The organism is Aequorivita sinensis, assembly GCF_006346335.1.
Classification (GTDB): domain Bacteria; phylum Bacteroidota; class Bacteroidia; order Flavobacteriales; family Flavobacteriaceae; genus Aequorivita; species Aequorivita sinensis.
This window is the reverse complement of sequence record NZ_VDMC01000002.1, coordinates 518,266-541,490: the sequence shown is the minus strand read 5'-3', so window position 1 is coordinate 541,490 and position 23,225 is coordinate 518,266. Positions and strand designations below refer to the sequence as shown.

General features: G+C 34.3%; 21 protein-coding genes. 11 read left to right on the top strand and 10 right to left on the bottom strand.

Annotated elements, in window-relative coordinates; all coding sequences use genetic code 11:
• The first annotated feature begins 3 nt into the window (after positions 1 to 3).
• The 5 genes from menA to FHP04_RS05450 are packed head-to-tail and all read left to right on the top strand — an operon-like array spanning position 4 to position 4,811.
• The gene (gene menA / locus FHP04_RS05470; RefSeq protein ID WP_139854975.1) at positions 4 to 963 is read left to right on the top strand and encodes a 1,4-dihydroxy-2-naphthoate octaprenyltransferase; all 960 of its coding nucleotides are present in this window, start codon (positions 4 to 6) and stop codon (positions 961 to 963) included.
• Positions 964 to 977: 14 nt separating this feature from the next.
• Positions 978 to 1,658 (top strand): metal-dependent hydrolase, encoded by a 681-nt coding sequence (locus FHP04_RS05465; protein WP_139854974.1) that lies wholly within the window; start codon positions 978 to 980, stop codon positions 1,656 to 1,658.
• Between the two features lie 41 nt (positions 1,659 to 1,699).
• Positions 1,700 to 2,734: an o-succinylbenzoate synthase gene (locus FHP04_RS05460; RefSeq protein ID WP_139855032.1), complete on the top strand. Its 1,035-nt coding sequence runs from the start codon at positions 1,700 to 1,702 to the stop codon at positions 2,732 to 2,734.
• A 38-nt stretch (positions 2,735 to 2,772) separates the two neighbouring features.
• A complete protein-coding gene (locus tag FHP04_RS05455; RefSeq protein ID WP_139854973.1) occupies positions 2,773 to 3,744 on the top strand; it encodes a CPBP family intramembrane glutamic endopeptidase in 972 nt (323 codons plus the stop codon).
• Positions 3,744 to 4,811 carry an AMP-binding protein gene (locus FHP04_RS05450; protein ID WP_139854972.1) on the top strand — a complete coding sequence of 356 codons (1,068 nt, stop codon included), beginning with the start codon at positions 3,744 to 3,746 and terminating at the stop codon, positions 4,809 to 4,811. The genes FHP04_RS05455 and FHP04_RS05450 overlap by 1 nt, the downstream gene beginning before the upstream one ends.
• A gap of 24 nt (positions 4,812 to 4,835) precedes the next feature.
• Here FHP04_RS05450 and FHP04_RS05445 read toward each other — a convergent pair whose 3' ends face one another.
• From FHP04_RS05445 to FHP04_RS05425, 5 genes are all read right to left on the bottom strand, one after another.
• Positions 4,836 to 6,452 carry an FMN-binding glutamate synthase family protein gene (locus tag FHP04_RS05445; RefSeq protein ID WP_139855031.1) on the bottom strand — a complete coding sequence of 539 codons (1,617 nt, stop codon included), beginning with the start codon at positions 6,450 to 6,452 and terminating at the stop codon, positions 4,836 to 4,838.
• Between the two features lie 184 nt (positions 6,453 to 6,636).
• Positions 6,637 to 7,128, bottom strand: coding sequence for a Dps family protein (locus FHP04_RS05440; protein ID WP_139854971.1), 492 nt, complete (start codon positions 7,126 to 7,128; stop codon positions 6,637 to 6,639).
• A gap of 93 nt (positions 7,129 to 7,221) precedes the next feature.
• The gene (locus FHP04_RS05435; protein WP_139854970.1) at positions 7,222 to 7,773 is read right to left on the bottom strand and encodes a globin family protein; all 552 of its coding nucleotides are present in this window, start codon (positions 7,771 to 7,773) and stop codon (positions 7,222 to 7,224) included.
• A 26-nt stretch (positions 7,774 to 7,799) separates the two neighbouring features.
• Positions 7,800 to 9,908 (bottom strand): tetratricopeptide repeat-containing sensor histidine kinase, encoded by a 2,109-nt coding sequence (locus FHP04_RS05430; RefSeq protein WP_139854969.1) that lies wholly within the window; start codon positions 9,906 to 9,908, stop codon positions 7,800 to 7,802.
• 168 nt (positions 9,909 to 10,076) lie between these two features.
• The gene (locus tag FHP04_RS05425; protein ID WP_139855030.1) at positions 10,077 to 10,760 is read right to left on the bottom strand and encodes an SIR2 family NAD-dependent protein deacylase; all 684 of its coding nucleotides are present in this window, start codon (positions 10,758 to 10,760) and stop codon (positions 10,077 to 10,079) included.
• Positions 10,761 to 10,975: 215 nt separating this feature from the next.
• Between FHP04_RS05425 and FHP04_RS05420 the strand changes: the two genes are divergently transcribed.
• The 6 genes from FHP04_RS05420 to FHP04_RS05395 all read left to right on the top strand — a co-directional run bounded on the left by FHP04_RS05420 (position 10,976) and on the right by FHP04_RS05395 (position 18,313).
• Positions 10,976 to 11,629: a TrmH family RNA methyltransferase gene (locus tag FHP04_RS05420; RefSeq protein ID WP_139854968.1), complete on the top strand. Its 654-nt coding sequence runs from the start codon at positions 10,976 to 10,978 to the stop codon at positions 11,627 to 11,629.
• A 53-nt stretch (positions 11,630 to 11,682) separates the two neighbouring features.
• The gene (locus tag FHP04_RS05415) at positions 11,683 to 12,255 is read left to right on the top strand and encodes a non-canonical purine NTP diphosphatase (RefSeq protein WP_139854967.1); all 573 of its coding nucleotides are present in this window, start codon (positions 11,683 to 11,685) and stop codon (positions 12,253 to 12,255) included.
• 238 nt (positions 12,256 to 12,493) lie between these two features.
• Positions 12,494 to 14,287 carry a DEAD/DEAH box helicase gene (locus FHP04_RS05410; protein WP_139854966.1) on the top strand — a complete coding sequence of 598 codons (1,794 nt, stop codon included), beginning with the start codon at positions 12,494 to 12,496 and terminating at the stop codon, positions 14,285 to 14,287.
• Positions 14,288 to 14,565: 278 nt separating this feature from the next.
• The gene (locus FHP04_RS05405; RefSeq protein ID WP_139854965.1) at positions 14,566 to 15,330 is read left to right on the top strand and encodes a carboxypeptidase-like regulatory domain-containing protein; all 765 of its coding nucleotides are present in this window, start codon (positions 14,566 to 14,568) and stop codon (positions 15,328 to 15,330) included.
• Positions 15,331 to 15,552: 222 nt separating this feature from the next.
• Positions 15,553 to 16,914 (top strand): aldehyde dehydrogenase, encoded by a 1,362-nt coding sequence (locus tag FHP04_RS05400; protein ID WP_139854964.1) that lies wholly within the window; start codon positions 15,553 to 15,555, stop codon positions 16,912 to 16,914.
• A gap of 106 nt (positions 16,915 to 17,020) precedes the next feature.
• Positions 17,021 to 18,313, top strand: coding sequence for an erythromycin esterase family protein (locus tag FHP04_RS05395; RefSeq protein WP_139854963.1), 1,293 nt, complete (start codon positions 17,021 to 17,023; stop codon positions 18,311 to 18,313).
• 5 nt (positions 18,314 to 18,318) lie between these two features.
• Here the strand turns inward: FHP04_RS05395 and FHP04_RS05390 are convergent, their stop codons facing one another.
• From FHP04_RS05390 to FHP04_RS05370, 5 genes are all read right to left on the bottom strand, one after another.
• Positions 18,319 to 19,551: a M48 family metallopeptidase gene (locus FHP04_RS05390; protein WP_139854962.1), complete on the bottom strand. Its 1,233-nt coding sequence runs from the start codon at positions 19,549 to 19,551 to the stop codon at positions 18,319 to 18,321.
• 104 nt (positions 19,552 to 19,655) lie between these two features.
• Entirely contained in the window at positions 19,656 to 20,495 is an 840-nt protein-coding gene (locus FHP04_RS05385) for a TrmH family RNA methyltransferase (protein WP_139854961.1), read from the bottom strand.
• Between the two features lie 14 nt (positions 20,496 to 20,509).
• Positions 20,510 to 21,145 (bottom strand): hypothetical protein, encoded by a 636-nt coding sequence (locus FHP04_RS05380; RefSeq protein ID WP_158319119.1) that lies wholly within the window; start codon positions 21,143 to 21,145, stop codon positions 20,510 to 20,512.
• Entirely contained in the window at positions 21,129 to 21,839 is a 711-nt protein-coding gene (locus FHP04_RS05375) for a carboxypeptidase-like regulatory domain-containing protein (RefSeq protein WP_139854959.1), read from the bottom strand. Before FHP04_RS05375 ends, FHP04_RS05380 begins: the two co-directional genes overlap by 17 nt.
• 150 nt (positions 21,840 to 21,989) lie before the next feature.
• Positions 21,990 to 23,057 carry a DUF3810 domain-containing protein gene (locus FHP04_RS05370; RefSeq protein ID WP_139854958.1) on the bottom strand — a complete coding sequence of 356 codons (1,068 nt, stop codon included), beginning with the start codon at positions 23,055 to 23,057 and terminating at the stop codon, positions 21,990 to 21,992.
• Positions 23,058 to 23,225: the final 168 nt, after the last annotated feature.

Sequence of the window (23,225 nt, the reverse complement as noted above, 5' to 3'; positions counted from 1 at the left end):
TGAATGAAAAAAATTAAGGCTTGGTTTGCTGCCGCTAGATTACGTACCCTTCCACTTTCGGTATCGGGAATTATCATAGGAGCAACTGCTGGAATAATTGAGAGAAATCATGTATTACAGTCTCAAGCTGACCTCGATTTTGGAGGGGTAGAATACTTAACTCACTCAACTGTATTAAGTTCTCCTATTTTTTGGCTAGCGATTATGGTTACTGTTGGCTTTCAAGTTCTGTCCAATTTTGCAAATGATTATGGCGATGGTGTTCGCGGAACCGATGCTAAAAGAGAAGGCGAAAAACGAATGGTTGCTTCGGGAATTATTACACCAAAGCAAATGAAAATTGGAATGTTTGTGGTGGGAGCATTCACTTTCTTGTTGGCGACTTTCTTAATTTTCTTAGCCTTCGGAAATGAAAACTTTATAATTTCTTTTATATTTTTTAATCTCACAATTGCGTCTATTATAGCAGCGGTAAAATATACAGTTGGTAAAAATGCTTATGGATACTCGGGCTTAGGAGATATTTTTGTATTTCTTTTCTTCGGAATATTAAGTGTTTTAGGTAGTTTCTTCTTGTTTACACATAATTTAAAATGGGAATTACTGTTGCCAGCCATAGCAGTAGGTTGTTTTAGCACTGCAGTGTTAAATTTGAATAATATGCGCGATATTGATAACGATGCTGCTGTTGGAAAAAACACTTTAGTAGTAAAGCTTGGTATAGACAAAGCTAAAAGATATCACGCCTTTTTATTGATTTTTGGAATTGCTTGCGCTATTCTTTATACTGCATTGAATTATCGAGAAGCATTGCAATTTGTTTATATTATTGCTTTTATTCCTTTTTTATTAAACATTAAAACCGTGTTTACTAACAAAATTCCAAGATTGTTAGACGCCGAATTAAAAAAGGTTGCACTAGGCACTTTTTTGTTTGCTGTCTTGTTTAGTATATTTATGTAGAAAAAACACATATCATGAAAATTACATATTACGGACATAATTGCTTAGCCCTTGAAATTAAAGGGAAACACATTTTAGTAGATCCATTTATATCTGGAAACGAACTTGCAAAAGATAAAGTAGATGTTGACTCCCTAAAGGCAGATTACATTTTACTTACTCACGCTCATCAGGATCACACCCTCGATGCTGCAAATATTGCTAGAAGAACGGGTGCTATAATTGTAAGTAATTTTGAAATTGCAACACATTACGAAAAAAAGGGTATCGAGGTTCACCCAATGAATCACGGCGGTAGCTGGAAATTCGATTTTGGAAATGTAAAATACGTTACAGCTATTCATACAAGTTCTTTTCCTGATGGTAGCTATGGTGGACAACCTGGCGGATTCGTTATTGAGGGCGAACATAAAAATATTTACATAGCAGGTGATACAGCCTTAACTATGGATATGAAATTGATTCCTCTGCGAACTAAATTAGACTTAGCAATTCTACCTATTGGAGATAATTTTACAATGGGAATAGACGATGCTATTATTGCTAGTGATTATGTTCAATGCGATAAGGTTCTTGGTGTTCATTACGATACATTTGGCTATATTGAAATAGACCACGAGGAGGCAAAGCGTAAGTTTTATGACGCTAATAAAGATTTAATGTTATTCGAAATCGGGGAGTCTATTGATTTATAATTTTAACTTTTCCCTAAGCATAGGCAAGGGGTTGTTTAATGATTAAAGCACATTTCAAAAAACATATTCTAAACTTTAAACGCCCGAGTGGAACCTCTCGAGGCGTTTTAAATACTAAAGAAACTTTTTTCATTATCCTGAAAACTGAAAACAGTTTTGGAGTAGGGGAGTGTGGTATCTTAAGAGGTTTAAGTATTGACGACCGCCCAGATTACGAAGAGAAACTTCAATGGGTTTGCGATAATATTGATTTAGGAAAAGATAATCTCTACGAAGCTTTAACAGAGTTTCCATCTATTCAGTTTGGGGTTGAAGCTGCTATCCAATCTTTAAACTCCAAAAACCCTTTTGAAATCTATCCTTCTGCATTTACGCGTGGAGAAGAAGCTATTCCCATTAATGGCTTGGTTTGGATGGGGGACAAAAGCTTTATGAAAGAACAAATTTCAGAAAAACTAAAGCAAGGCTTCACTTGCATCAAAATGAAAATTGGAGCTATCGACTTTAAAACTGAAATAGAACTTTTAAAATCCATAAGAAAAGAGTTTTCACCACAAGAAGTTGAACTCAGGGTAGATGCAAATGGTGCATTTTCCCCTAAGGAAGCTTTAGAAAAGTTGAAGGTATTATCAGATTTAAAATTACATTCTATCGAACAACCAATCAAACAAGGACAATGGCAAGAAATGGCGCGTCTTTGTGAAGATACACCGCTTTCTATTGCTTTAGATGAAGAGTTAATAGGGGTGTTTTTAGAAGAAGAGAAACAGAAGCTTCTTGACACTATAAAACCGCAATACATTATCCTAAAACCTTCATTAATTGGTGGGATTCAGGGAAGTGATACTTGGATTAAATTAGCTGAAAAATACAATGCAGGTTGGTGGATTACCTCTGCCTTAGAAAGTAATATAGGTTTAAATACAATTTCACAATACACTTTTACAAAAAACAGTAAATTACCTCAAGGTCTAGGTACAGGTAGTTTGTATACAAATAACATAGACAGCCCTCTTAACGTTGCAGATGGAGCTTTGCATTACGATGCAGAAGCAGAATGGAATTTTAAGTTTTAACAATCAAATCACTTTCATAAAAATCAAACTTTTATAAAATGTACATAAAACAAGCTTTTAATTTTCTTCACGACTGGTGGCGTTATTTAGTAGGATTTCTAATTATTTTCATAGCAAGTCAATTAGGTTCAATTCCATTTTTGGTTGCTGTAATGCTGAAGGTAATGACTGAAGGTGGAGATATAGAATCGGTACAAGATCCTGGGGTTTTGATGACGGTATTAGATTCGAACTTAACCTTTTTCCTGATGTTGTTAAGTTTTGCTGTAGGCTTAGCGGCAATTATTTTGGTGGTGAAATACCTACATAAACAACCTTTTGTAACCTTAACAACTTCGCGTAAAAAAACCGACTGGGGAAGAGTTTTCTTTGGTTTTGGGCTAATTACAATAACGACTTTGGTAGTTACATTGTTAGATTACAACAGCAATCCAGAAGATTATGTACTTCAATTTGAATTGGTGCCATTCTTAATTTTAGCATTAATAGCAGTGGTAATGATACCCTTACAAACAAGTTTTGAAGAATATCTCTTTCGAGGTTATTTAATGCAGGGAATCGGTGTTATTGTTAAAAATAAATGGATTCCTTTGGTTGTAACATCTGTAATATTTGGTGCGCTGCACCTAGCAAATCCAGAGGTTGACAAACTAGGGAATGTTATAATGATATATTATATCGGGACAGGGTTTTTCCTAGGAATTATGACCTTAATGGATGAAGGAATGGAGCTTGCCCTCGGATTTCACGCAGGGAACAACTTAATTACAGCGCTACTAGTAACTGCAGATTGGACGGTATTTCAAACAAACTCAATTTTTAAAGATGTTTCCGACCCTTCTGCTGGTTTTGATGTAGTTGCCCCGGTACTGATTATTTACCCAATTTTCCTGCTTTTAATGGCGTGGCGCTATAAATGGACAGATTGGAGCGGAAAATTATTTGGTAGAGTTGAAGAGCCAATAGTTGTAATTGAAGAAAATGAATCTAATTCAACTTACATAGATTAGTGAAACGTTTGCTACATCCAAATTTTAGATTAAATGGAGAAGCTTTTTCTGCTGAAGAAGGTTTGAAGAAGCACGCCGAATTTTTACTCAATAGCAAGGAAGAATACGAAGTAGCAATTGGGAATTTTATTTTAGAATGGCTAGATGAAAAAGATTTTATTACTGTTAAAACTTCTGGGTCTACAGGTACTCCTAAAGTTATTAAACTTCAGAAAGACCATGTTTTTAACAGTGCCACTGCAACTGTAAATTACTTCGACTTAAAAGAATACTGTAAAGCGTTATTGTGTCTTCCAGCAGCATATATTGCAGGAAAAATGATGCTTGTCCGTGGAATGATTGCAGGCTGGGATTTATATACCAGAGCCCCTGTTAAGAGCCCTTTGGAAAATTTAGAAATAGACTTCGATTTTACAGCTATGGTGCCTTATCAAGTTTTTCATTCATTGAAAGATTTGTATAAAGTGAAGAAGTTAATTATAGGTGGGGGAGCTGTTTCAGTAGAACTAGAAAAAGAATTACAACTTCAAGATACACTAGCTTTTTCAACGTATGGGATGACAGAAACCATCAGTCATATTGCAATCCGAGCTTTAAACGGAATTGATAAGTCTAAGGCTTTTAATGCGCTTCCTACAGTAAAGTTTTCTCAGACTTCGGAAGGGTGTTTGCGAATATCAGCTCCAAAAATTTCAGAAGAAGTAGTTGTAACCAATGATGTAGTAAACTTAATATCACCAACATCATTTATTTTCCTAGGAAGAAAAGACAACGTTATTAATTCGGGAGGTGTTAAAGTTCATCCTGAAGAAGTTGAAGAAAAATTATCACTTCATATAGACACCCCATTTTTTATCGCTTCAGAAAAAGATGAGGCATTAGGGGAGCGAGTAATTATGATTGTTGAAGCAGAAAACACTTTAGAACTTAAGGACTTTTCAGAAGCTTTTACATCGCTTTCTGCATACGAAAAGCCTAAAAAGGTTTATACCGTTCCACAGTTTATTTATACTGAAACTTCAAAAATTAAGAGAGTTGAGGTTATACAGACTTTAAACAAGGGTTAAGCTAACCAAGAGTTTTCATAATTTTTAGTAGCGAACTTTATTCAGTTTCTTCATCTCCTTAACTTCCTTTTTAGCTTCTTTTTCGTGAAAATTTCCTCCTAGGTAGGGACAATGTGCAAGCGCTTTCATGCTTTCAAAAGGCACCGGTACTTTGTGATACATAAACGATTGAGCTAGGGTTTTAATAAGGTTCTTATCTCCAACGGTAAGATCTACATCGTCCATTGTAAATTGTGCAGGATGCTCATATCCACAGGCGTGAGTCATTTCTAAAAGTTCTTTTCTAAAGTTTTTAAAATAGAAATGCGCTCTAACCGATTTATCTTCAATATTTATACCGCGTTGTAACCATTTATTTTGTGTTGCAACCCCTGTAGGGCATGTATTGGTGTGGCATAACTGTGCTTGAATACATCCAACGCTCATCATAGCTTCACGAGCAACGTTTATCAGGTCTGCACCCATCGAGAAAGCCATAGCAGCCTTTGCAGGAAAACCTAGTTTACCGCTGCCAATAAAAACTACTCTATCACATAAGTCGTGTTTTTTAAAAATCTTATAAACTTCAGCAAAACCAAAAAGCCAAGGAAGCGAAACGTGGTCTGCAAAGCTAGGAGGTGCTGCACCTGTTCCACCTTCACCACCATCAATTGTAATAAAGTCTGGACCTTTACCTGTTTCCTTCATTATTTTAGCCAACTCTTCCCATTCGTTTAATCTACCAACAGCCGATTTAATTCCAACAGGTAAGCCAGTTTCTTGAGCAATATCTTCAACAAAATCAACTAAACCTTTTACACCTTTAAAAGCTGAATGTGTAGGAGGAGACAGTACATCTTTTCCAATAGGAACGTGTCTTATTTCAGCAAGTTCTTCTGTGATTTTAGCTCCCGGAAGAACCCCACCTTTCCCTGGTTTTGCACCCTGAGAAAGTTTTACTTCTATAGCTCGAACCTGTGGATTTTCATTTACCATTTTAACCATTTTCTCCATCGAGAAATTGCCATCATCATCTCGAACTCCAAAATATCCTGTTCCGAAATGAAACACTACATCGGCACCGGTTTTATGATAAGGCGACAATCCACCTTCACCTGTATTGTGATACGCATAGGATAGCGCACAACCTCTGTTTAATGATTCTACAGCACGTGCCGATAAAGAGCCAAAACTCATTGCAGAAACATTTATAATTGACGTAGGGCGGTAAGGTCTGCGACGTTTATTATAGGCTCCCATAACCTTAGCACAAGGTAAAAAATATGGGTTTTTGTAATTCGGATTATCTTTTTCAACCTTATAAGGTAATAATGCATTATTTATAAAAATATAGTTTGGCTCGTAAATATCACGGTCTGTACCAAAACCTTCGTAGTTATTTTGATTTTTTGCCGAAGCATAAATCCAACCTCTTTCAATTCTATTAAATGGAAGTTCTTCTCTGTTGTTGGCAACTATATATTGCCTTAATTCAGGGCCAATACTTTCGAGCATGTAACGAATATGACCAACTATAGGAAAGTTGTGACTGATAGTGTGACGTTTATTAAAGAAAACATCACGTATGGCGATTATTGATAAAACTATAAGTATCCAAGCCCACCAAGGGATGTTCGACAAAAACTCTAATATTCCATTCATCATTTTTGCTTATTAAATTTCAGGTTTAGAAAAGAAAGTTAATTAATTTTAAAACATAAAGGTATCAAATTTAAATATTGATTTAATAAAGTTATTAAGCATATTTATATGAATCTAATAAAAAAACCGTGTTAAAAATATCTTTTTTCTAACACGGTTGCTAAACTTATAACTTAAGTACTTATTAAGCTTCTGGATGATTATCGGTTGCTTTCATCAACCAAGCATCTAGCATCCAGCTAATTTTTTCTATGTGGCCTATAAAACCTCCAACCATATCGATTGTTCCTTCATCATCAGCGCCGCTAGCTTTCTCAACCACCTTACGCATCTGCTTTAGAAGTTTCCCATGATCGTCAAGTAGAATTTTCACCATTTCAACATCTTTAGTGTTTTCTGAAGATTCTTCTAGGTTACTCATTTTAATATAATCTGAAAGATTACTTGTAGGTTGGAAACGAAGGGTTAAAATTCTTTCTGCAATTTCATCTACTTTTAACTTAGCATCGTCATACATTTCTTCAAACTTTACGTGAAGTTCGAAAAAATTACTTCCAACGATATTCCAATGGAAATTACGTAGTTTTTGATAGTATAAATGGTAGTCTGCTAAAAGGACATTAAGTTCTTTTGCAATTGTTGCAGTTTTCTTTTTATCTAGATTTAAATAGCTCATATTTTTTTGTTTTAAGGTTTCCTCAAAAATAAGAAACTATTATGCTGAAATCAATGTTTTAGAGGGGTTTAGCTTTATTTTAACGCTAATAATCTAAGTAATTTCTTTTAAAACCTTTCTAGCTCGTGCTTTATACCCTGCGCTTTTATTTGGGATGTTTTTTATTAAAATTTGTTTCAATTCTTCGTGTATCCAATTGCTTTCCATTCCTAATAAAGCGAGACACGTCATGGCAGGTACTTGACAAGCTACTTTCTGTTCTGTAATAAGCCAATTAAAACAGCATTCGGTCATTATTTTTTGCTCATCAATATTTAAAGAAATAGAAGAATGATGTAAATAATGCTCTTTACAGAGTATCTCACATATTTTTGCACTCGCTCTTAAGGCAGAACTGTTTGTTATTTTGGGTAACTCTTTAAAAAAAATATTTTGATATTCACTGAAAAGGCTTAATTCCCTTTCACATATAATTTCCAATACGAAAGCCGTCTTAACCAATAGCGAATTATTAGAAGAAAAGTATGTATTAAGCGTTTGTGGTAAATACCTTGGGTTATTAATTATCCAATCTGCAATTTCTTCTCTCTTATTTCGACTAGTGTCAATTTCTGATAGTTTAAGCTTTAAAATATTTGATAGCACGAGCGAATTTATTTAAACCTTAAGACTTAAGCATGACTTACAGACATTTTACTTGGATGATTTCTAAAATAATCCATAGTGTTGTAAAGTTCTAGGATGATACGTGTACCTAAAGGCTTTCCTTCGTCGTCCTTCTTATCGATAATCTTATAATTAATTTTCCCTTCATTCGTTTTATTGTAAAGTTCAATACGCTCCTTGATTATTCCCATCCCCATACTATTATGACTTTTAATGGTGTTAATTTTATTTTTATTATCTCTTCCAGCGCCATTATCATCAATAATAATTTGTGTTTGGTTTTCATCGATTTCTATATGAATGCTTAATAGTTTCTTTTTACGTGGACTGGCTAAAAGGCCATGCCAAATTGCATTTTCTAAGAACGGCTGAATTAATAATGGCGGAATTAAGACATCTTCAAGGTCTGGGTTCTCAATGCCTGAAATAACATATTTAAAGTCATTTGAGAACCTGTTCTCTTCGAGCTTAAGATAGTTTTCGGCCAACTCTAATTCTTCTTGAAGGGAGATAACTTGCTGTTTTGATGTTTCAAGTACCATTCTTGTATAATGACTGAATATTCCTAAGTATTCAATTGCTTTACAGTTCTGTTCACTTTGTATAAGATAGGTAATAGCGTTAAGGCTGTTGAATATAAAATGAGGATTAATTTGAAGTCTAGTTACAAGAATTTCCGCTTGTGCTAAGTTTCGTTCGTAAATAGTAACCATTTTTTCTTTTTCAGCTTGATTTAAACGCTCATTCGCTGTTTTTCTTATTCTGTAATTTCTATACTGCATGAAAAAGATAATTAATATCGCACCTAGTGCAATCGCTAAAAGGATGGTGATAATCTGCCTTCTCTTAAGTTCATCTTTCTGAGTATTCAAAAGCACTTGCTGTAAAGCTTTATCCTTTTCTAAAAATTGAATGTGACTTTCCTTTTTTTCTAAATTGTACTCCTGTGTGAGAGCTTCAATTTTTACATTTTGTTCATTTATATTTATACTATCCTTATAAACTTGAGAGAGTTTAAAGTTTGATAATGCCGATTTGTAATCTCCTTTTTGTTCAGAAACTTCAGAAAGTTTTAAAACATTTGTACTTATCATTGCTAAGGCATTTAGGCCTTTAGAGAGTTGTAAGGATTCTTTATAATAGTCTTCGGCGCGATTTAATTCACCTTTTTTTAAATAAGTGTTCCCTAAGTGGGTAAGAATTTCTGCTTGTCTGTGGATGTTTTTAAGTGACTTGTACCCATCGGCTGAAATTTGAAAATAAGTCACAGCTTTATCTAAATCCTCCCCTTCTTTTAACTTAGAAATCCCCATATACTCATAAGTAATAGCTATTCCAAATTCATCATTTCTATCTTGATTTAATTTTAAAAGTTTTTTTAAATATTCATTTGCAGTCTTAAAATCACCTTTTACAATATAATAATCGCTAATTGAAAGATAGTTCATAGCAACTCCTAAATCATTGCCTATTTCTTGTTGTGCTTTTAAAGACCGTTCAAAATATGGTAAAGCTTCATTTTCTCGTCCAGGTATATTGCTTAAGGTGTTGCCAATTCCGTTAGTAGAAATAGCTATGTTTTTTAAGTTATCTACGTCTTCGGCAATTTTTAAGGCTTGCATATAATAGAGAAATGCTGTGTCGTTTTTGTGATTGTAACGGCCAGCAACACCTGCGTTATTCCCCATTATCATTTTGAAAATTGGGTCTACATCTTTATCTTTTATTAATTCAAAAGCTCTAGTGTGAAGTGATAGCGCTTGATCGTAACGTTGATGATAACGGTACAACAATCCAAGATTGTCTAAAGCTCTAGCGTATAAAACCGTATCATTTATTCGCAATGCTCGGTCTACTGCTTCTTTAGCGTGAAAGTATTCCGACTCTAGGTCGTGTTGCATTCTATGAATTCCCTTAGCTAAATTAATTTCCGACAAAACTTTTAAAGAATCATTGGTTTCATTTTCAAAAGCTGTTTTCAAGCTATCAATACGTGAATTGGATTGTCCAAATATTTCATTAGAAGTGCATAGTAATACTAGGGCTAACAGAGAAAATGTTATGCTTTTTATATTACATACCAAGAGGAGTGGGGAAATTATATTTTGTTTCAAAGGGTAGAGATTTATATTCTGAAATTTATGAAAATAGAATAATTCTGAGGTATGTTTTTATTGAATATTTAGGGAGTTTAAGCTGTAAAGTTAGAATGTTTGAATTATGTTGAAAAATACAAAAAAAATAATTTAACATCTATTAAATCAGTAAATCTTATTATGATATTACGACATACTCGCAAGTTTCTCTACAACTTTAGGAACACCTGTAGAGGCTTTTTCGGCATAAACTGAGATTCTTTTAGTTGGGTTTATTGAAGGATTGGGGTCTATAAAATAAACTTGAGCATTAGCTTTAGCATATTGTATTAAGCCTGCAGCTGGATATACTTGCATAGAAGTTCCCACAATAATTATAGCATAGGCATCTTCAATAATCTCCGAGGCAACTTCAATCATTGGAACCATTTCGCCAAACCAAACTATATGTGGACGAAGTTGGTGGTTGTTATCACAGCAATCACCTATGTTTAAGTCGTCTTTCCATTCTAAAATTAAATTTTCATCCACAGTGCTTCTTGCTTTAAGAAGTTCGCCGTGTAGATGTATAACATCAGTACTTCCGGCGCGTTCATGAAGATCGTCTACATTTTGAGTGATTATTGTTACATCGTGATGTTTTTCAAGTTCTGCCAACGCAATATGAGCGCTGTTAGGTTCTACCGTTTGCAGTTGCCTTCTACGTTGATTGTAAAAATCGAGTACTAAGGCAGGATTACGCTTAAATCCTTCGGGTGAGGCTACTTCCATTATATCGTGATTTTCCCATAATCCGTTGCCATCTCTAAAAGTTTTTATGCCACTTTCTGCACTTACTCCAGCTCCTGATAATACTACAATTTTCATAATTTTTGCCCGCAATAACGGGGAGTTTTATTAATTGAATTCTTTACTAAGTTATTTAAAAATATGAATATAAGAAACCATCAATAAAACAAATACTTTTATCTTCGCAAACTTAAAATTGAATTTGAAATCTAACTTGAAAAGTTTATTTTAATTCACAAACCTATAAACCCAAAACTCATTAGCTTTTCAAGTCGATTAATGAGCGAAATCGAAGTATGGATTTAGAACTTTTAAAATACCTTCAAACTTACCTTACAGAAAATAGAAAAGAGCGCTTTCAGGAAGTGCTATCAGAACGAACCCGCCACTTTACGGTAGTTACCGAAGATGTCTACCAACTCCATAATACAAGCGCCGTAATGCGTACTTGCGATGTTTTTGGTATTCAGGATTTACACGTTGTAGAAGAAAGAGTGAGTAAACGCATAGATAAAGAAATTGCTATGGGGGCCCAAAAATGGGTTTCGTTTAAAAGGCATAATGCAATAAAAAATTGTATTAGTGAGTTAAAAGATTCTGAATATCAGATAATTGCTACAACACCACATAAATCTTCAATGATGTTACATGATTTTGATGTGTCTAAGAAAAGTGCTTTTTTCTTCGGAAAAGAAAGTGATGGTTTAAGTGATACAGTGATGGAAGCAGCCGATGGTTTTTTAAAAATCCCAATGTACGGTTTTACAGAGAGCTTAAATATTTCAGTTTCTGCTGCAATTATTTTACAAAGTGTGGTTTCAAAACTGAAACAAAGTAATATTAATTGGCAGCTTTCAGAAGAAGAAAAACGTGAAATAGAACTAGAATGGGCTAAAAAAACTATAAAGTCTTCAGATGAAATTATTGAGCGTTATAAAAACGCTAAATAAGGAACTATAAATTCCAAATTACGTAAATTATAAATCGCAATTCCATTATTAAAATGAAACTCGTCTTCGCTACTCACAATAAAAATAAATTTGCAGAGGTTAAAGCCCTTCTGCCACATCATATCGAATTATTAAGCTTAGACGATATAGGGTGTAATGAAGATATTGAAGAAACTGCCAACACCATCGAAGGAAATGCTATTTTAAAAGCTAATTACGTTCGAGATAATTATCATTTAGATTGCTTTGCAGATGATACCGGGTTAGAGGTAAAATCGTTAAACAACGAGCCAGGGGTATATAGTGCTAGATACGCTGGGAAGGATAATAATTCTCAAGCAAATATTGAAAAGCTCCTGAATAATTTAGCTGATAAAAAAGACAGAAGTGCAAGATTTAAAACTGCCATAGTTCTTTCAATGAATCACTCAGAAGTCTTATTTTTAGGCATTTGTGAGGGTAAAATTATAGAAGAATTGCGTGGGGATTCAGGTTTTGGTTACGACCCAGTTTTTCAACCTGACGGCTATGATAAAACATTTGCCGAAATGACGCTTCAACAAAAAGGTGAAATAGGTCATAGAGGAAAAGCAATGCGTCAATTAATTGATTATCTAACCGAATAAGTGCCAATTTTATTGGCGATAGAAAATTATTTTTGTGGAAAACCTTAAATAAATCCCAATAAATATTGTTAGTTAAAAAGTAAACACTACTTTTGCGGCCTTGAAAAATCATAGCGTAAGGCTTTTGATTATCAAGAAATCCTCAGGGTGAGGAGTGTTATAGTGAAGCTGTCCGTTTTTATTTTATATGTCCAGTCGCTTCTCGTTAGCACGCATATAAAAATTTATTTTACAAAAAATGACAGCATTTAAAGCACTCGGCTTAGAAGAGAATCTTCTAAAAGCCATCGCAGACTTGGGTTTTGAAACCCCTTCTGAAGTTCAAGAAAAAGCAATTCCAATTTTATTAGACCGCGAGACCGATATGGTTTCCTTGGCACAAACAGGAACAGGTAAAACCGCAGCTTTCGGTTTTCCTATGTTGCAAAAAATAGACGTAAACAGTCGCACTACACAAGGACTTATCCTTTCACCAACACGTGAATTGTGTTTACAGATTACAAATGAAATGGTGGCTTACGGTAAGTATATGCCAGGTTTAAACGTTACTGCTATTTATGGTGGTGCAAGTATAACCGATCAAGCACGCCAAATTAAAAGAGGCTCGCAAATTATTGTAGCTACTCCAGGTCGTATGAAAGATATGATTGGTCGTGGCTTAATAGATATTTCAAAAATTGAATATTGCGTTCTTGATGAAGCAGACGAAATGCTTAACATGGGCTTTTTCGAAGACATCACCGAAATTCTTTCGCATTCACCTAAAGACAAGAGTACATGGTTGTTTAGTGCTACAATGCCTAAAGAAGTATCTACAATTGCCAAAAAGTTTATGCATACTCCAGTGGAAATCACTGTAGGAACAAAGAATGTAGGTTCAGATCAAGTAACACACGAATATTACCTAGTTAACGCAAGAGATCGTTACAACGCTTTAAAACGTTTGGCAGATGCAAATCCAGAAATCTTTTCTGTAATTTTCTGCAGAACAAAACGCGATACTCAAAAAGTAGCTGAACAACTTATAGAAGATGGATATAACGCAGCTGCAATTCACGGAGATTTAAGTCAAAGTCAACGTGATACAGTTATGAAATCATTCAGAAACCGTCAAATTCAAATGCTTGTTGCAACAGACGTTGCTGCACGTGGAATTGATGTAGATGATATTACGCACGTTATAAACTATCAACTTCCAGATGAAACTGAAGTGTACACTCACCGTAGTGGTCGTACCGGACGTGCTGGTAAAACAGGAGTTTCAATAGTTATTGTTTCTAAAAGTGAAGTTAGAAAGATAAGATCTATTGAAAAGATAATTCAAAAGAAATTTGTTGCTAAGGAAATTCCTTCGGGAATGGAAATTTGTGAAGTACAAATGTTTCATTTAGCAAATACAATAAAAAACACTGAGATAAATCCTGAGATTAACGCTTACCTTCCAAATATAAACGAAGTATTAGCAGATTTTTCAAAGGAAGATTTAATCAAGAAAGTATTTTCAGTAGAGTTTACTCGTTTCTTAAATTACTACAAAAACAGTAAAGATTTAAATATCTCTGGTGGAGATCGTAACTTTTCTGAAGATGGAGGAGATAGCACTCGTTATTTCTTAAACGTTGGTGGAAAAGATGATTTCGATTGGATGAGCTTGAAAGACTTCCTTCGTGATTTATTAAGCCTTGGAAAAGATGATGTTTACAAAGTTGATGTAAAAGATAGTTTCTCATTCTTTAATACCGATACAAAGCATCAGGAAATGGTGATGAGTGTATTCAAAGACTTTAAGCTTGATGGCAGACAGATAAACATTGAAATCTCTAAAGACACTGGTCGCAGTGGAAGCGGTCGTAGTCGCGGAAAGAAAAGAAGCGATAGAGGCGATCGTAATGATAGCGGGAGAAGAGGGGGCTTTAAGAAACGCAGCAGCAATTCAAGCAGCGACAAACCAGCTTTTAAAGGAAAAAGTAGAAGAAGTAGCGAGCGCCCAAATGCAAAAGGGACTGGCGGAAGACGTAGAAGAAATGCATAAATAATTCATAATACTGAATTATTAAAGTTTAGCGACATCTTAACGACTATATAATTATATTTACGGGCCTTTTAAAAGGGCCCGTTTTTTATTTATTTAAAATGAGCTTTTGGCATAGAGCGTGTACTGATTAATTAGGAGGTTTACCATCCCTAAGGTTAGCTTCTTAAAAATGTTACTTTAAATTATAATGTTTACCATATTAGGGTTTGAATAAACATTAATTTGTCTTAGTTTGTTAATTGTTATTTTTGAATAAGACGAATGAAATTTTTACTATGAAAAAAAATCTCTTACTAATTCTTCTGTTTTTTGTTTCAATTTCATCATTCTCCCAGGAATTACACGATATAAAAGGAGTTGTAATGAATGATGCTAACGATAAAATTTTAGAAAACGTAAACATCGTAAACCTTAATCAGGTAAAAGGAACTACTACTAACGACAAAGGAGAGTTTGCATTAAAAGCAGCAGTAAACGATACACTGTATTTTTCATATCTAGGTTTTAAATCGCTTCGCGTTCGTGTTACCAATGATTGGCTTAAATTCGGAGATATTAAAGTAAAAATGACTGAACTTGGGATTGCGTTAGAAGAGGTAGTTGTAAAACCTGTTCAGCTAACGGGTTATGTAGAAATTGACGCTAAGTTAATACCTGTTTATGACAATTACCGTTATAGAATTTCTGGGTTGAGCACGGGTTATGAAGGAGGTAGTAATCAACCAGGCGCTGTAAGCAAAGTTTTAAGCTCTATTTTTAATCCTGCCGACTTCCTCTATAATGTATTTGGGAAGCGGCCACAACAGATGCGGAAAATGCGCAAGATGAAAGAGGATGATGAAATAAGAAACTTGCTTCAAAGTAAGTTCGACCGTGAAACCCTAATGGCCGTACTGCAGTTAGAACGTGTTGATATTGATGAGATATTAAATAAATGTAATTACTCTAAAGATTTTATTAGAACAGCAAACGACCTTCAAATTTTAGATGCAATTAGTGGTTGTTATGAGGAGTATAAAATTTTGAATAGGGATAAGTAGTCTGGAAATCGAAATCGAAAACGAAATCGAAATCGAAAACGTAATCGAAATTGAAATTGAAATTGAAATCGAAGATGAAGTCGCCTTTCGGCCTGGTTCAGTTACTTTAAACTGAAATTTAAATTTATTTATTGATTATTTCTTTGGTATCTCTGTGTTCCTTTGTGCTTCTGTGTTGTTTAGCTTAAGGAAGTTTTCTAAATTTAAGAAAATACAACAATTATGAAAGAAATCATTAATGCGCAACGTAACTTCTTTAATACTCACGCTACAAAAGACATACAGTTTAGAAGGACTCAGTTAAAAAAACTTCAACAAGCTTTAGAGCAAAATGAAGCATTACTTCACGAAGCAATATACAAAGACTTCAAAAAATCTGAATTTGATAATTACAGTACTGAGCTTTCCCTGCTTTATAAAGATATAAAGGAAGCGCGAAAAATGATTTACAAATGGGCGCGAAAGGAAAGTGTGCCTACTGGAATTCTCAATTTTCCTGCCTCAAGTTATATTATTCCTGAGCCTTTAGGAGTTTCTTTAGTTATTGGGGCGTGGAATTATCCTTATCAGCTTTCCTTTGCTCCAGCAATTGCTGCAATTGCCGCAGGTAATACTGTAATTTTAAAGCCTAGTGAATTACCGACCAATACTGCGGCAGCTATGTCTAAAATTGTAAGGGAGAATTTTGATCCTGCGTTTTTTACAGTGGTAGAAGGTGGAGTGGAAGAAACTCAAGAATTATTAAAACAGAAATTCGATAAAATATTTTTTACTGGAAGTACTACAGTTGGTAAAATAGTTTATAAAGCTGCTGCCGAAAACTTAACTCCGGTAACCCTAGAGCTTGGAGGCAAAAGCCCTGCTATTGTTACGGAGAATTGTCATTTGAAAGTTTCAGTAAAACGATTAGTTTGGGGTAAATTTTTAAATTCCGGCCAAACTTGCATCGCTCCAGATTATGTACTGGTTCATAAAAGTATTGAACAAAAATTTCTCAATCAACTAAAAATAGAAATTGAAAGTCAGCATTTTGCTTTTGAAAATGATAATTTTCTTCAAATTATCAATAATAAAAACTTTGATAGGTTGGTTAAAATGCTCGACCCACAAAAAATATTTTACGGAGGCGAAACGAATCGCGAATCGCGCTATATTCAACCTACTGTAATGCAAAATGTAAGTTTTGACGATGCCGTGATGCAAGAAGAGATATTCGGGCCTATACTTCCTGTAATTACCTATGAAACTATTGAAGAAGCGATTGCCAAAGTAAATATCTTGCCAAAACCATTATCTTGCTATGTATTCACAAAAAGCAATACAATTAAAAAGAAAATTTTAAGAGAAATCTCTTTCGGTGGCGGGGCAATTAATGAAACCGTAATGCACATCACAAACGAAAATTTACTATTTGGAGGTGTTGGTTTTAGTGGAATTGGTAATTATCACGGAGAAGCAGGATTTAAAGCTTTTACCCATTATAAAAGTATTATGGATAAACCAACATGGTTCGATCCTTTTATAAAATATTATCCTCATACAAGCTTTAGATTAAAGCTGATGCGCTGGATTATGAAGTTGTAAGAACCTCTCTATAACTTCAAGCTTACCTTTTACAAGTAGGAAGAAACTCATTTTGAGTAATCTCATTATTATTGCTTATATTCTGTACTAATTAATAAGTCAATATATGAAGTTGCGATTAACGCTATTAATGGTTCTTTCACTTATGATGCTCTCTGCTCAAAATCTTACAGATAAAGCAATTAAACTGGATGGTACATCTAGTTTAGACCCACTTATTGCGGCTTCAGGTGATAAAAAGTTAGTTTTGCTAGGAGAAGCCAGCCACGGTACCCATGAGTATTACATATGGCGCGATAAAATTAGCAGAAGGCTTATAGAAGAACACGGTTTTAATTTCATTGCCGTGGAAGGTGATTTCGCTAGTCTTTATAAGTTAAACCAATATGTTAAGAATATTGAGGGTTCAGGAAAGTCGGCAAGAGAGGTTTTAATGCGGCTCAATCGTTGGCCTACGTGGATGTGGGCAAATGAAGAAGTTGTAGCTCTTGCTGAATGGATACGAGAGTATAATGATCGTTTGCCGCAAGATAAGAAAGTTGGTTTTTACGGAATGGATGTTTACGATGAATGGGTTTCAAAACAAATGGTGTTGGAAACGCTTAAAAAAATAGATGAATCGAGCTATAATTACGTTAAACTCCAATACAATTGCTTTAATCCTCATAAAGGCGATAGTTGGCAATATGCTCGTGCAGTAAAAGACGGAAAACCAGATTGCGAAGCTGCTACCGAAAGGGTAGTTTCTTATATTAGAAATAATCGTGAAATCTTAAAAGGCCTTTCAAATGATGAATATTTTTACTTGCTTCAGAATGCAATTGTAGTACATAATGCTGAAGAATTTTATCGTGAAAGTATAGCTTCTAAAGATGCTGTTTCTTGGAACTCTAGAGTTTTTCATATGCGAGAAACAGTAGGCGATTTACTGGCGCTCTATGGTAAAAACTCTAAAGGTGTGGTTTGGGCACACAACACGCATATAGGCGATGCTTCGTTTACCAGTATGCGAAATACTGGTGAAAAAAATATTGGTCAGCTAAAACGAGAAAGTTTAGGAAAGGAAAATGTTTTTCTAATAGGTTTTTCTAGTTACAAAGGAAAAGTAATTGCTGGTTCTAGTTGGGGCGCTAGAATGGAAGAAATGACGATTCCTAGAGCTTTAAGAAGTAGTGTTGAGTATAAACTTAAGAAAACAGGTTTGGATTCTTTCTATCTTATTTTTGACGAAGAGGATAGAAAGGAAGAAAATTTAAAGGTTAGGGGGCACCGTGCGATAGGAGTGGTTTACAATCCTCAATTTGACAGAAGACAGTTTGTGCCTACTATTGTGCCACTTCGTTACGATGCGTTAATTTTTTTCAATGAAACAAAAGCTTTGCAGCCCTTGCATAAATAGAATTGCTACTTATTCAAATTCTTAAATCTTTGCAACAGCGTAGGGTGTGAATAGTGTGCAAAAACATACAGTGGGTGCGGGGTAAGGTTGCTTAAACTATTCTTCGAAAGCTTTTTTAAACCTGAAATTAGCGGTTCTGATGCGAAAGTGTTTTTAGCATAATCATCTGCTTGGTATTCAAACTTCCTACTTAGGTAATTCATTATTAAACTCGTAATCCCGGAAATCGGGCTATATAACACTCCAAATGCTACCAACCCAATGTGAAATGAAGGTTGAGAAACATTTAATGCTTCAGAAAGTAAGGGATTACCAATAAATAAAGACAATAACCACAAAGTAAATCCTGTGGTTAAAATGGCAACTATTAGGTTGATAATAATGTGATTTCGTTTATAATGACCCACCTCGTGAGCAAGTACAGCTACTATTTCTTTTTCGTTTAAATCATTAATTAATGTGTCGTAAAGTGTTACTCGTTTCTCGCTTCCAAATCCTGAGAAATATGCATTTGCTTTTGTACTTCTTTTACTTCCGTCAATAACAAAAATTTTATCTAAAGTAAAACCAACTTTCGACGCGTATTTTTCAATTTCTAAACGCAGTGAGCCTTCTTCTAAAGGAGTTTGTTTGTTAAATAAAGGAACAATAAAACGTGCGTAAAATAAATTCATCAGTACAGTAAATACGGTTATAATTCCCCAAGCATAAAGCCAAAAGTTTTCTCCTGTGGTTTGATAAATCCAAATTATTGCTCCTAGAATTATTCCACCAAGAACAGCACCCATAAGCCATCCTTTCAATTTATCGAGAAAGAATGTTTTTCGAGTTGTTTTATTAAAACCGTATTTTTCTTCAATAACAAATGTGCTGTAATAGCTAAATGGAGTACTTAATATATCACTAGCGATCATTATAATGCCAAAGAAAACCAAGGCAATTAGAATTTCATTGTTGGAAATAGAACGCGCTAAATTATCAACATACGCGAAGCCATCAAAAAAGAAGAATAGGAGCGTGGCTATTAAAGAAATGGTTGAAGTAAGCAGTCCGAATTTATAACGTTCCGATTTATATCGTTGGGATTTTTGATATTCCTGTTCATCAAAAATATCTTCTAACTCCTTAGGTAGCTTATCTCCAAAGTGTTTTGCATTTAAGTAATCCAACGCCTGGTCAATAATAAAACTGACAATTAATATCGCTATTATTATATAGAAAAGAGTTTCTGGACTCATAATTTAAGTTCTAAATTTTAAGCACCAAAATCCAATAAAAGTCATTAAATAAAACTCTGACTTAGTTTGGGATTTAGGATTTGCACTTATGTGATTTGCGAAATTTACTTTAGAAAATTTCGCTGCCTTTTAGCTTCAAATATAAGGATTCCCGCAGCTACAGATACATTCATACTGTCAATTTCCCCTTGCATTGGGATGATGATGTTTTGATTGCTGTTTTCTAACCATTCATCACTTAAACCAGTTGCTTCGGTGCCAACTACAATTGCTGTACTTTCTATAAAATCGCAAGTGTGATATGGTACGGACGCTTGTAAGGCAGCACAATAGATGTTGATATTGTTTTCTTTCAGAAAAGAGATGATTTCCGAAGTACTTCCCGTCGCAATGTTATTTGTAAATATACATCCCACACTACTGCGGATAATATTTGGGTTGTACATATCAGTTTTAGGGTTGGCGATTATTACAGCATCAACATTAGCAGCATCGGCAGTACGAAGAATTGCCCCAATGTTGCCGGGTTTTTCGGGAGCTTCAGCAATTAAGATTAAAGGTCCTCTAGATTCGTTCGAGGAACCGTTATTAAGCGAGTTCGAAATCGTTAATGTAGAAAGACTTAAATCTTTTACCATTGCAATCGCCAAAACTCCTTCCGTTGAACTTCGATAAGCTAGTTTTTCATAGATCTCTGAAGTGATTTCTATGATTTCAGTGTTAGTACTTACATATTTCTTTAGCGCATCAAAATCTTTTTCAGAAATAATTTCAGGACAATATAATAAGGTTTTTAACTGATATTCTCCTTTAACTGCAAGTGAAATTTCACGTAGTCCTTCTACAAAGAAAAGACCTGTTTTTCTACGTTCACGCGATTTTTCTTGAAGGAGAACAATCTGTTTTATCAACGGATTTTGAAGACTTTTAATTGATTTTTGCATTTTGCAAAGATAAGCTACATATACTTATGTGCAGTTCCTAAATTTATACGAAGTCCGAAACTAATGTTGATGTAATTAGCACCATTAAAAGTGTCTTTTAATTCCTTAGGAACATTCACATTCATAAAATCGTGACGTAATTCAGTAGAAGCATAAACACCTAAATAATTTGAAAATCGATAGCTTAGCTCTGGATTTAACCAAACTGCAGTCGCGGTATCGCTAAAATTGTCACCTGTGGCGTGATTGCGATAGGTTGAATACCCAACACCAATTCCGATGCTAGCGTCAAAATCTCCTATGTGCTTTTCATAGTTAACCATACCTCCAACTAAATAGTTGTTTGAACGGAAGTAGTTTCCTATTAGCTCTGGGTCCGAAACATTAGATTTGAAGAAACTAAAATATGGGCCAACATAAAAGTCTTTAGTTGTTTTAATTTTAAAAGAAAATCTCGCCCCCATTTTTAAATCCAAACCATTATTTGCAAAATTATCACCAAATGCAATTGGAAAATATGGGCCAAAACTGATATTGCCAATGTTCTTACCTGGTCCTAAGCTGTCTATTTTAGTAGTCTCTGTTTGTTGTGCAAATGCGGTAGATGAAATAAATAACGCCAACACAAAAGTTCTAATATTCAAAAACATATGTATTTTCAGGGTTTGTTAGTGGGATGGAAATTGTTTGTTCAGGCTCGCCATTCAATTTGTAAATAAACGTTACAGTCGTACCTAATTGGCTTTCTACATTTATATGAATATCTGAGTATTCTGAATCTAAAAACCGAAATTCAGATTCATCATCCTCACATCGGTTTAAATCATTGCCATTTAAGTTTACTCTACAAATAGCGGAATCATAATTTAGTTTGTATTCAAGGGTGTTTGTGTCTCCTGGAATATTGTTAATATGAAGGTTAAGTTTTGCATACTTATTTAGCTGAATAACACCTAAATGATATGTAGAAGCATTACGATTATTGCTTTCGTCGTAAAAGGCTTTGGCAGAATAATCTATATTTTCAATTAGTTCGGTATCATAGTGATAATGCCAGATTTCGCTAAACGGTTTTGAATTAACAGCTATATAAAAATTATATGGAGGTTTTGACATAAGCGAAGTGAATTCAAATTGTCCATTCTCGTCACTTATAGTCTCACCTAATAATGCTTCACGGCTAGTCTCAGAACGAACAGAAATATTTGAAATAGGGTTGTTGTTGCTGTCAACAATGGTTCCTGTAACCAAAACACGTTTATCATTCATTATATCAACCTCACAAGATTGAAGAACAAACGCAATACCTAAAAATAAGTATTGAAATAAATGTTTTCTTTTCATAAATAGGCAATTTTCAATGCGGCAAGAATAATAAAAAAATACCTCAATTGTTAAAGAAATCGCTAATTTTTACTTTGAAAACAGGGCTGATTTAATCATTTCATCAATTAAATCGTCTTATTTAATTATTATTTAAAGAAACCAAAACGATTATAAAGCTTTCCCTTCAAAATAATTAACCACCAAAGCCACCATATAATTATAACTTTTTATACCATCACTTTGGTTATTCACTTTTAAGAAATTATCCCAAAACACTTTTGAAAATGTTTCGAAAGGATTTTCATAGTTTCCCCAAAAATCTTGCATTTCTCTATAACTGGCTAAAATTCCTGGGTTAATGGTTTTTGTTAATTCAAAAAAATCATCTTCACTGTTTCTAAACACATCGCTTAATAAATAGCGAAGTGTAAATATGTGACCAGCGTATTGTATATAAGTTTCGTTGTTGTGAAGGGTTGCTAAAGTCGCAATAAAATTAGCTTCGTTTTCTGCAGCATAACCAATTTGATGCGCTTCTTCGTGGCATGTTACTACAGGGAACTTATAAGTTTTAATTAAATTGTTCACTTGTGCTTCCCCAGAAAATGGATTTAAGTATCCACTGTACCCCATATACGTCAAACCTAAGCTCCAACCGCTATTTTTGATACTTCTAGGAGAATAGGCGAGTTGTGGAAATTCTTTTTCTAAATTAACATAACCGTTTGTGGATTTTTCCAACATTGTTTTCTGAGTATAGGGAACCTCTACTTTTAGAGTATCGCCACCGTTTAATTCATTGTGCAATGTGTTACTCTTCTCAATAAATTTTTTAGTTGTTTCCAGTAATTGCTCGTAGCTGTAATCGCTTTTTAGTTGCAGCGATTTATGAAGGGGTAGTCTATAATAATTGAAAGCCCAAAGTATATGGAACATAAAATATACCACTGAAACGGCAGCAGTAATGTCGATTAAAACTCGAAATGGTTCAAAACGAAGTCGGTAATAGTTTTTGTAAACCCATCGTATGGCAATAATAGCAATCAGCAAATAAAAAACGTCTCCAACAGAAAATGGAACCCACCCAAACAGATAGCGAGAGATTTTTGAAAGAATAGGATAGAAACCTAAACTGTAATACTTCTCTACAAATTCGGGAAAATTCTTTAGAATTTGAAGCAGAAATATCTGTATTGGTAGAAGCAGCGCAATGATTAGGGAAGTTCGTCTTTGCATAATTCAAACTTACAAAGGAATTCTTTCTCCACATAATTTTTATAGCGGATGAAAATCGGTAATTTTGTGGAAATATTCCTCGAATTCAAAAATAAATTAAACCTTCAAGGAGTCCCACATAAAAACGGGAACACCTCGCAGGATATTCGTGAATTTGCGGTAAAATTT

Excerpts from the sequence above, each read along its gene's own strand:
- menA (WP_139854975.1), top strand. The coding sequence starts at position 4 with ATGAAAAAAATTAAGGCTTGGTTTGCTGCCGCTAGATTACGTACCCTT.
- FHP04_RS05465 (WP_139854974.1), top strand. The coding sequence starts at position 978 with ATGAAAATTACATATTACGGACATAATTGCTTAGCCCTTGAAATTAAA.
- FHP04_RS05455 (WP_139854973.1), top strand. The coding sequence starts at position 2,773 with ATGTACATAAAACAAGCTTTTAATTTTCTTCACGACTGGTGGCGTTAT.
- FHP04_RS05445 (WP_139855031.1), bottom strand. The coding sequence starts at position 6,452 with ATGAATGGAATATTAGAGTTTTTGTCGAACATCCCTTGGTGGGCTTGG.
- FHP04_RS05440 (WP_139854971.1), bottom strand. The coding sequence starts at position 7,128 with ATGAGCTATTTAAATCTAGATAAAAAGAAAACTGCAACAATTGCAAAA.
- FHP04_RS05420 (WP_139854968.1), top strand. The coding sequence starts at position 10,976 with ATGGATTTAGAACTTTTAAAATACCTTCAAACTTACCTTACAGAAAAT.
- FHP04_RS05415 (WP_139854967.1), top strand. The coding sequence starts at position 11,683 with ATGAAACTCGTCTTCGCTACTCACAATAAAAATAAATTTGCAGAGGTT.
- FHP04_RS05410 (WP_139854966.1), top strand. The coding sequence starts at position 12,494 with ATGACAGCATTTAAAGCACTCGGCTTAGAAGAGAATCTTCTAAAAGCC.
- FHP04_RS05405 (WP_139854965.1), top strand. The coding sequence starts at position 14,566 with ATGAAAAAAAATCTCTTACTAATTCTTCTGTTTTTTGTTTCAATTTCA.
- FHP04_RS05400 (WP_139854964.1), top strand. The coding sequence starts at position 15,553 with ATGAAAGAAATCATTAATGCGCAACGTAACTTCTTTAATACTCACGCT.
- FHP04_RS05395 (WP_139854963.1), top strand. The coding sequence starts at position 17,021 with ATGAAGTTGCGATTAACGCTATTAATGGTTCTTTCACTTATGATGCTC.
- FHP04_RS05390 (WP_139854962.1), bottom strand. The coding sequence starts at position 19,551 with ATGAGTCCAGAAACTCTTTTCTATATAATAATAGCGATATTAATTGTC.
- FHP04_RS05385 (WP_139854961.1), bottom strand. The coding sequence starts at position 20,495 with ATGCAAAAATCAATTAAAAGTCTTCAAAATCCGTTGATAAAACAGATT.
- FHP04_RS05380 (WP_158319119.1), bottom strand. The coding sequence starts at position 21,145 with ATGTTTTTGAATATTAGAACTTTTGTGTTGGCGTTATTTATTTCATCT.
- FHP04_RS05375 (WP_139854959.1), bottom strand. The coding sequence starts at position 21,839 with ATGAAAAGAAAACATTTATTTCAATACTTATTTTTAGGTATTGCGTTT.
- FHP04_RS05370 (WP_139854958.1), bottom strand. The coding sequence starts at position 23,057 with ATGCAAAGACGAACTTCCCTAATCATTGCGCTGCTTCTACCAATACAG.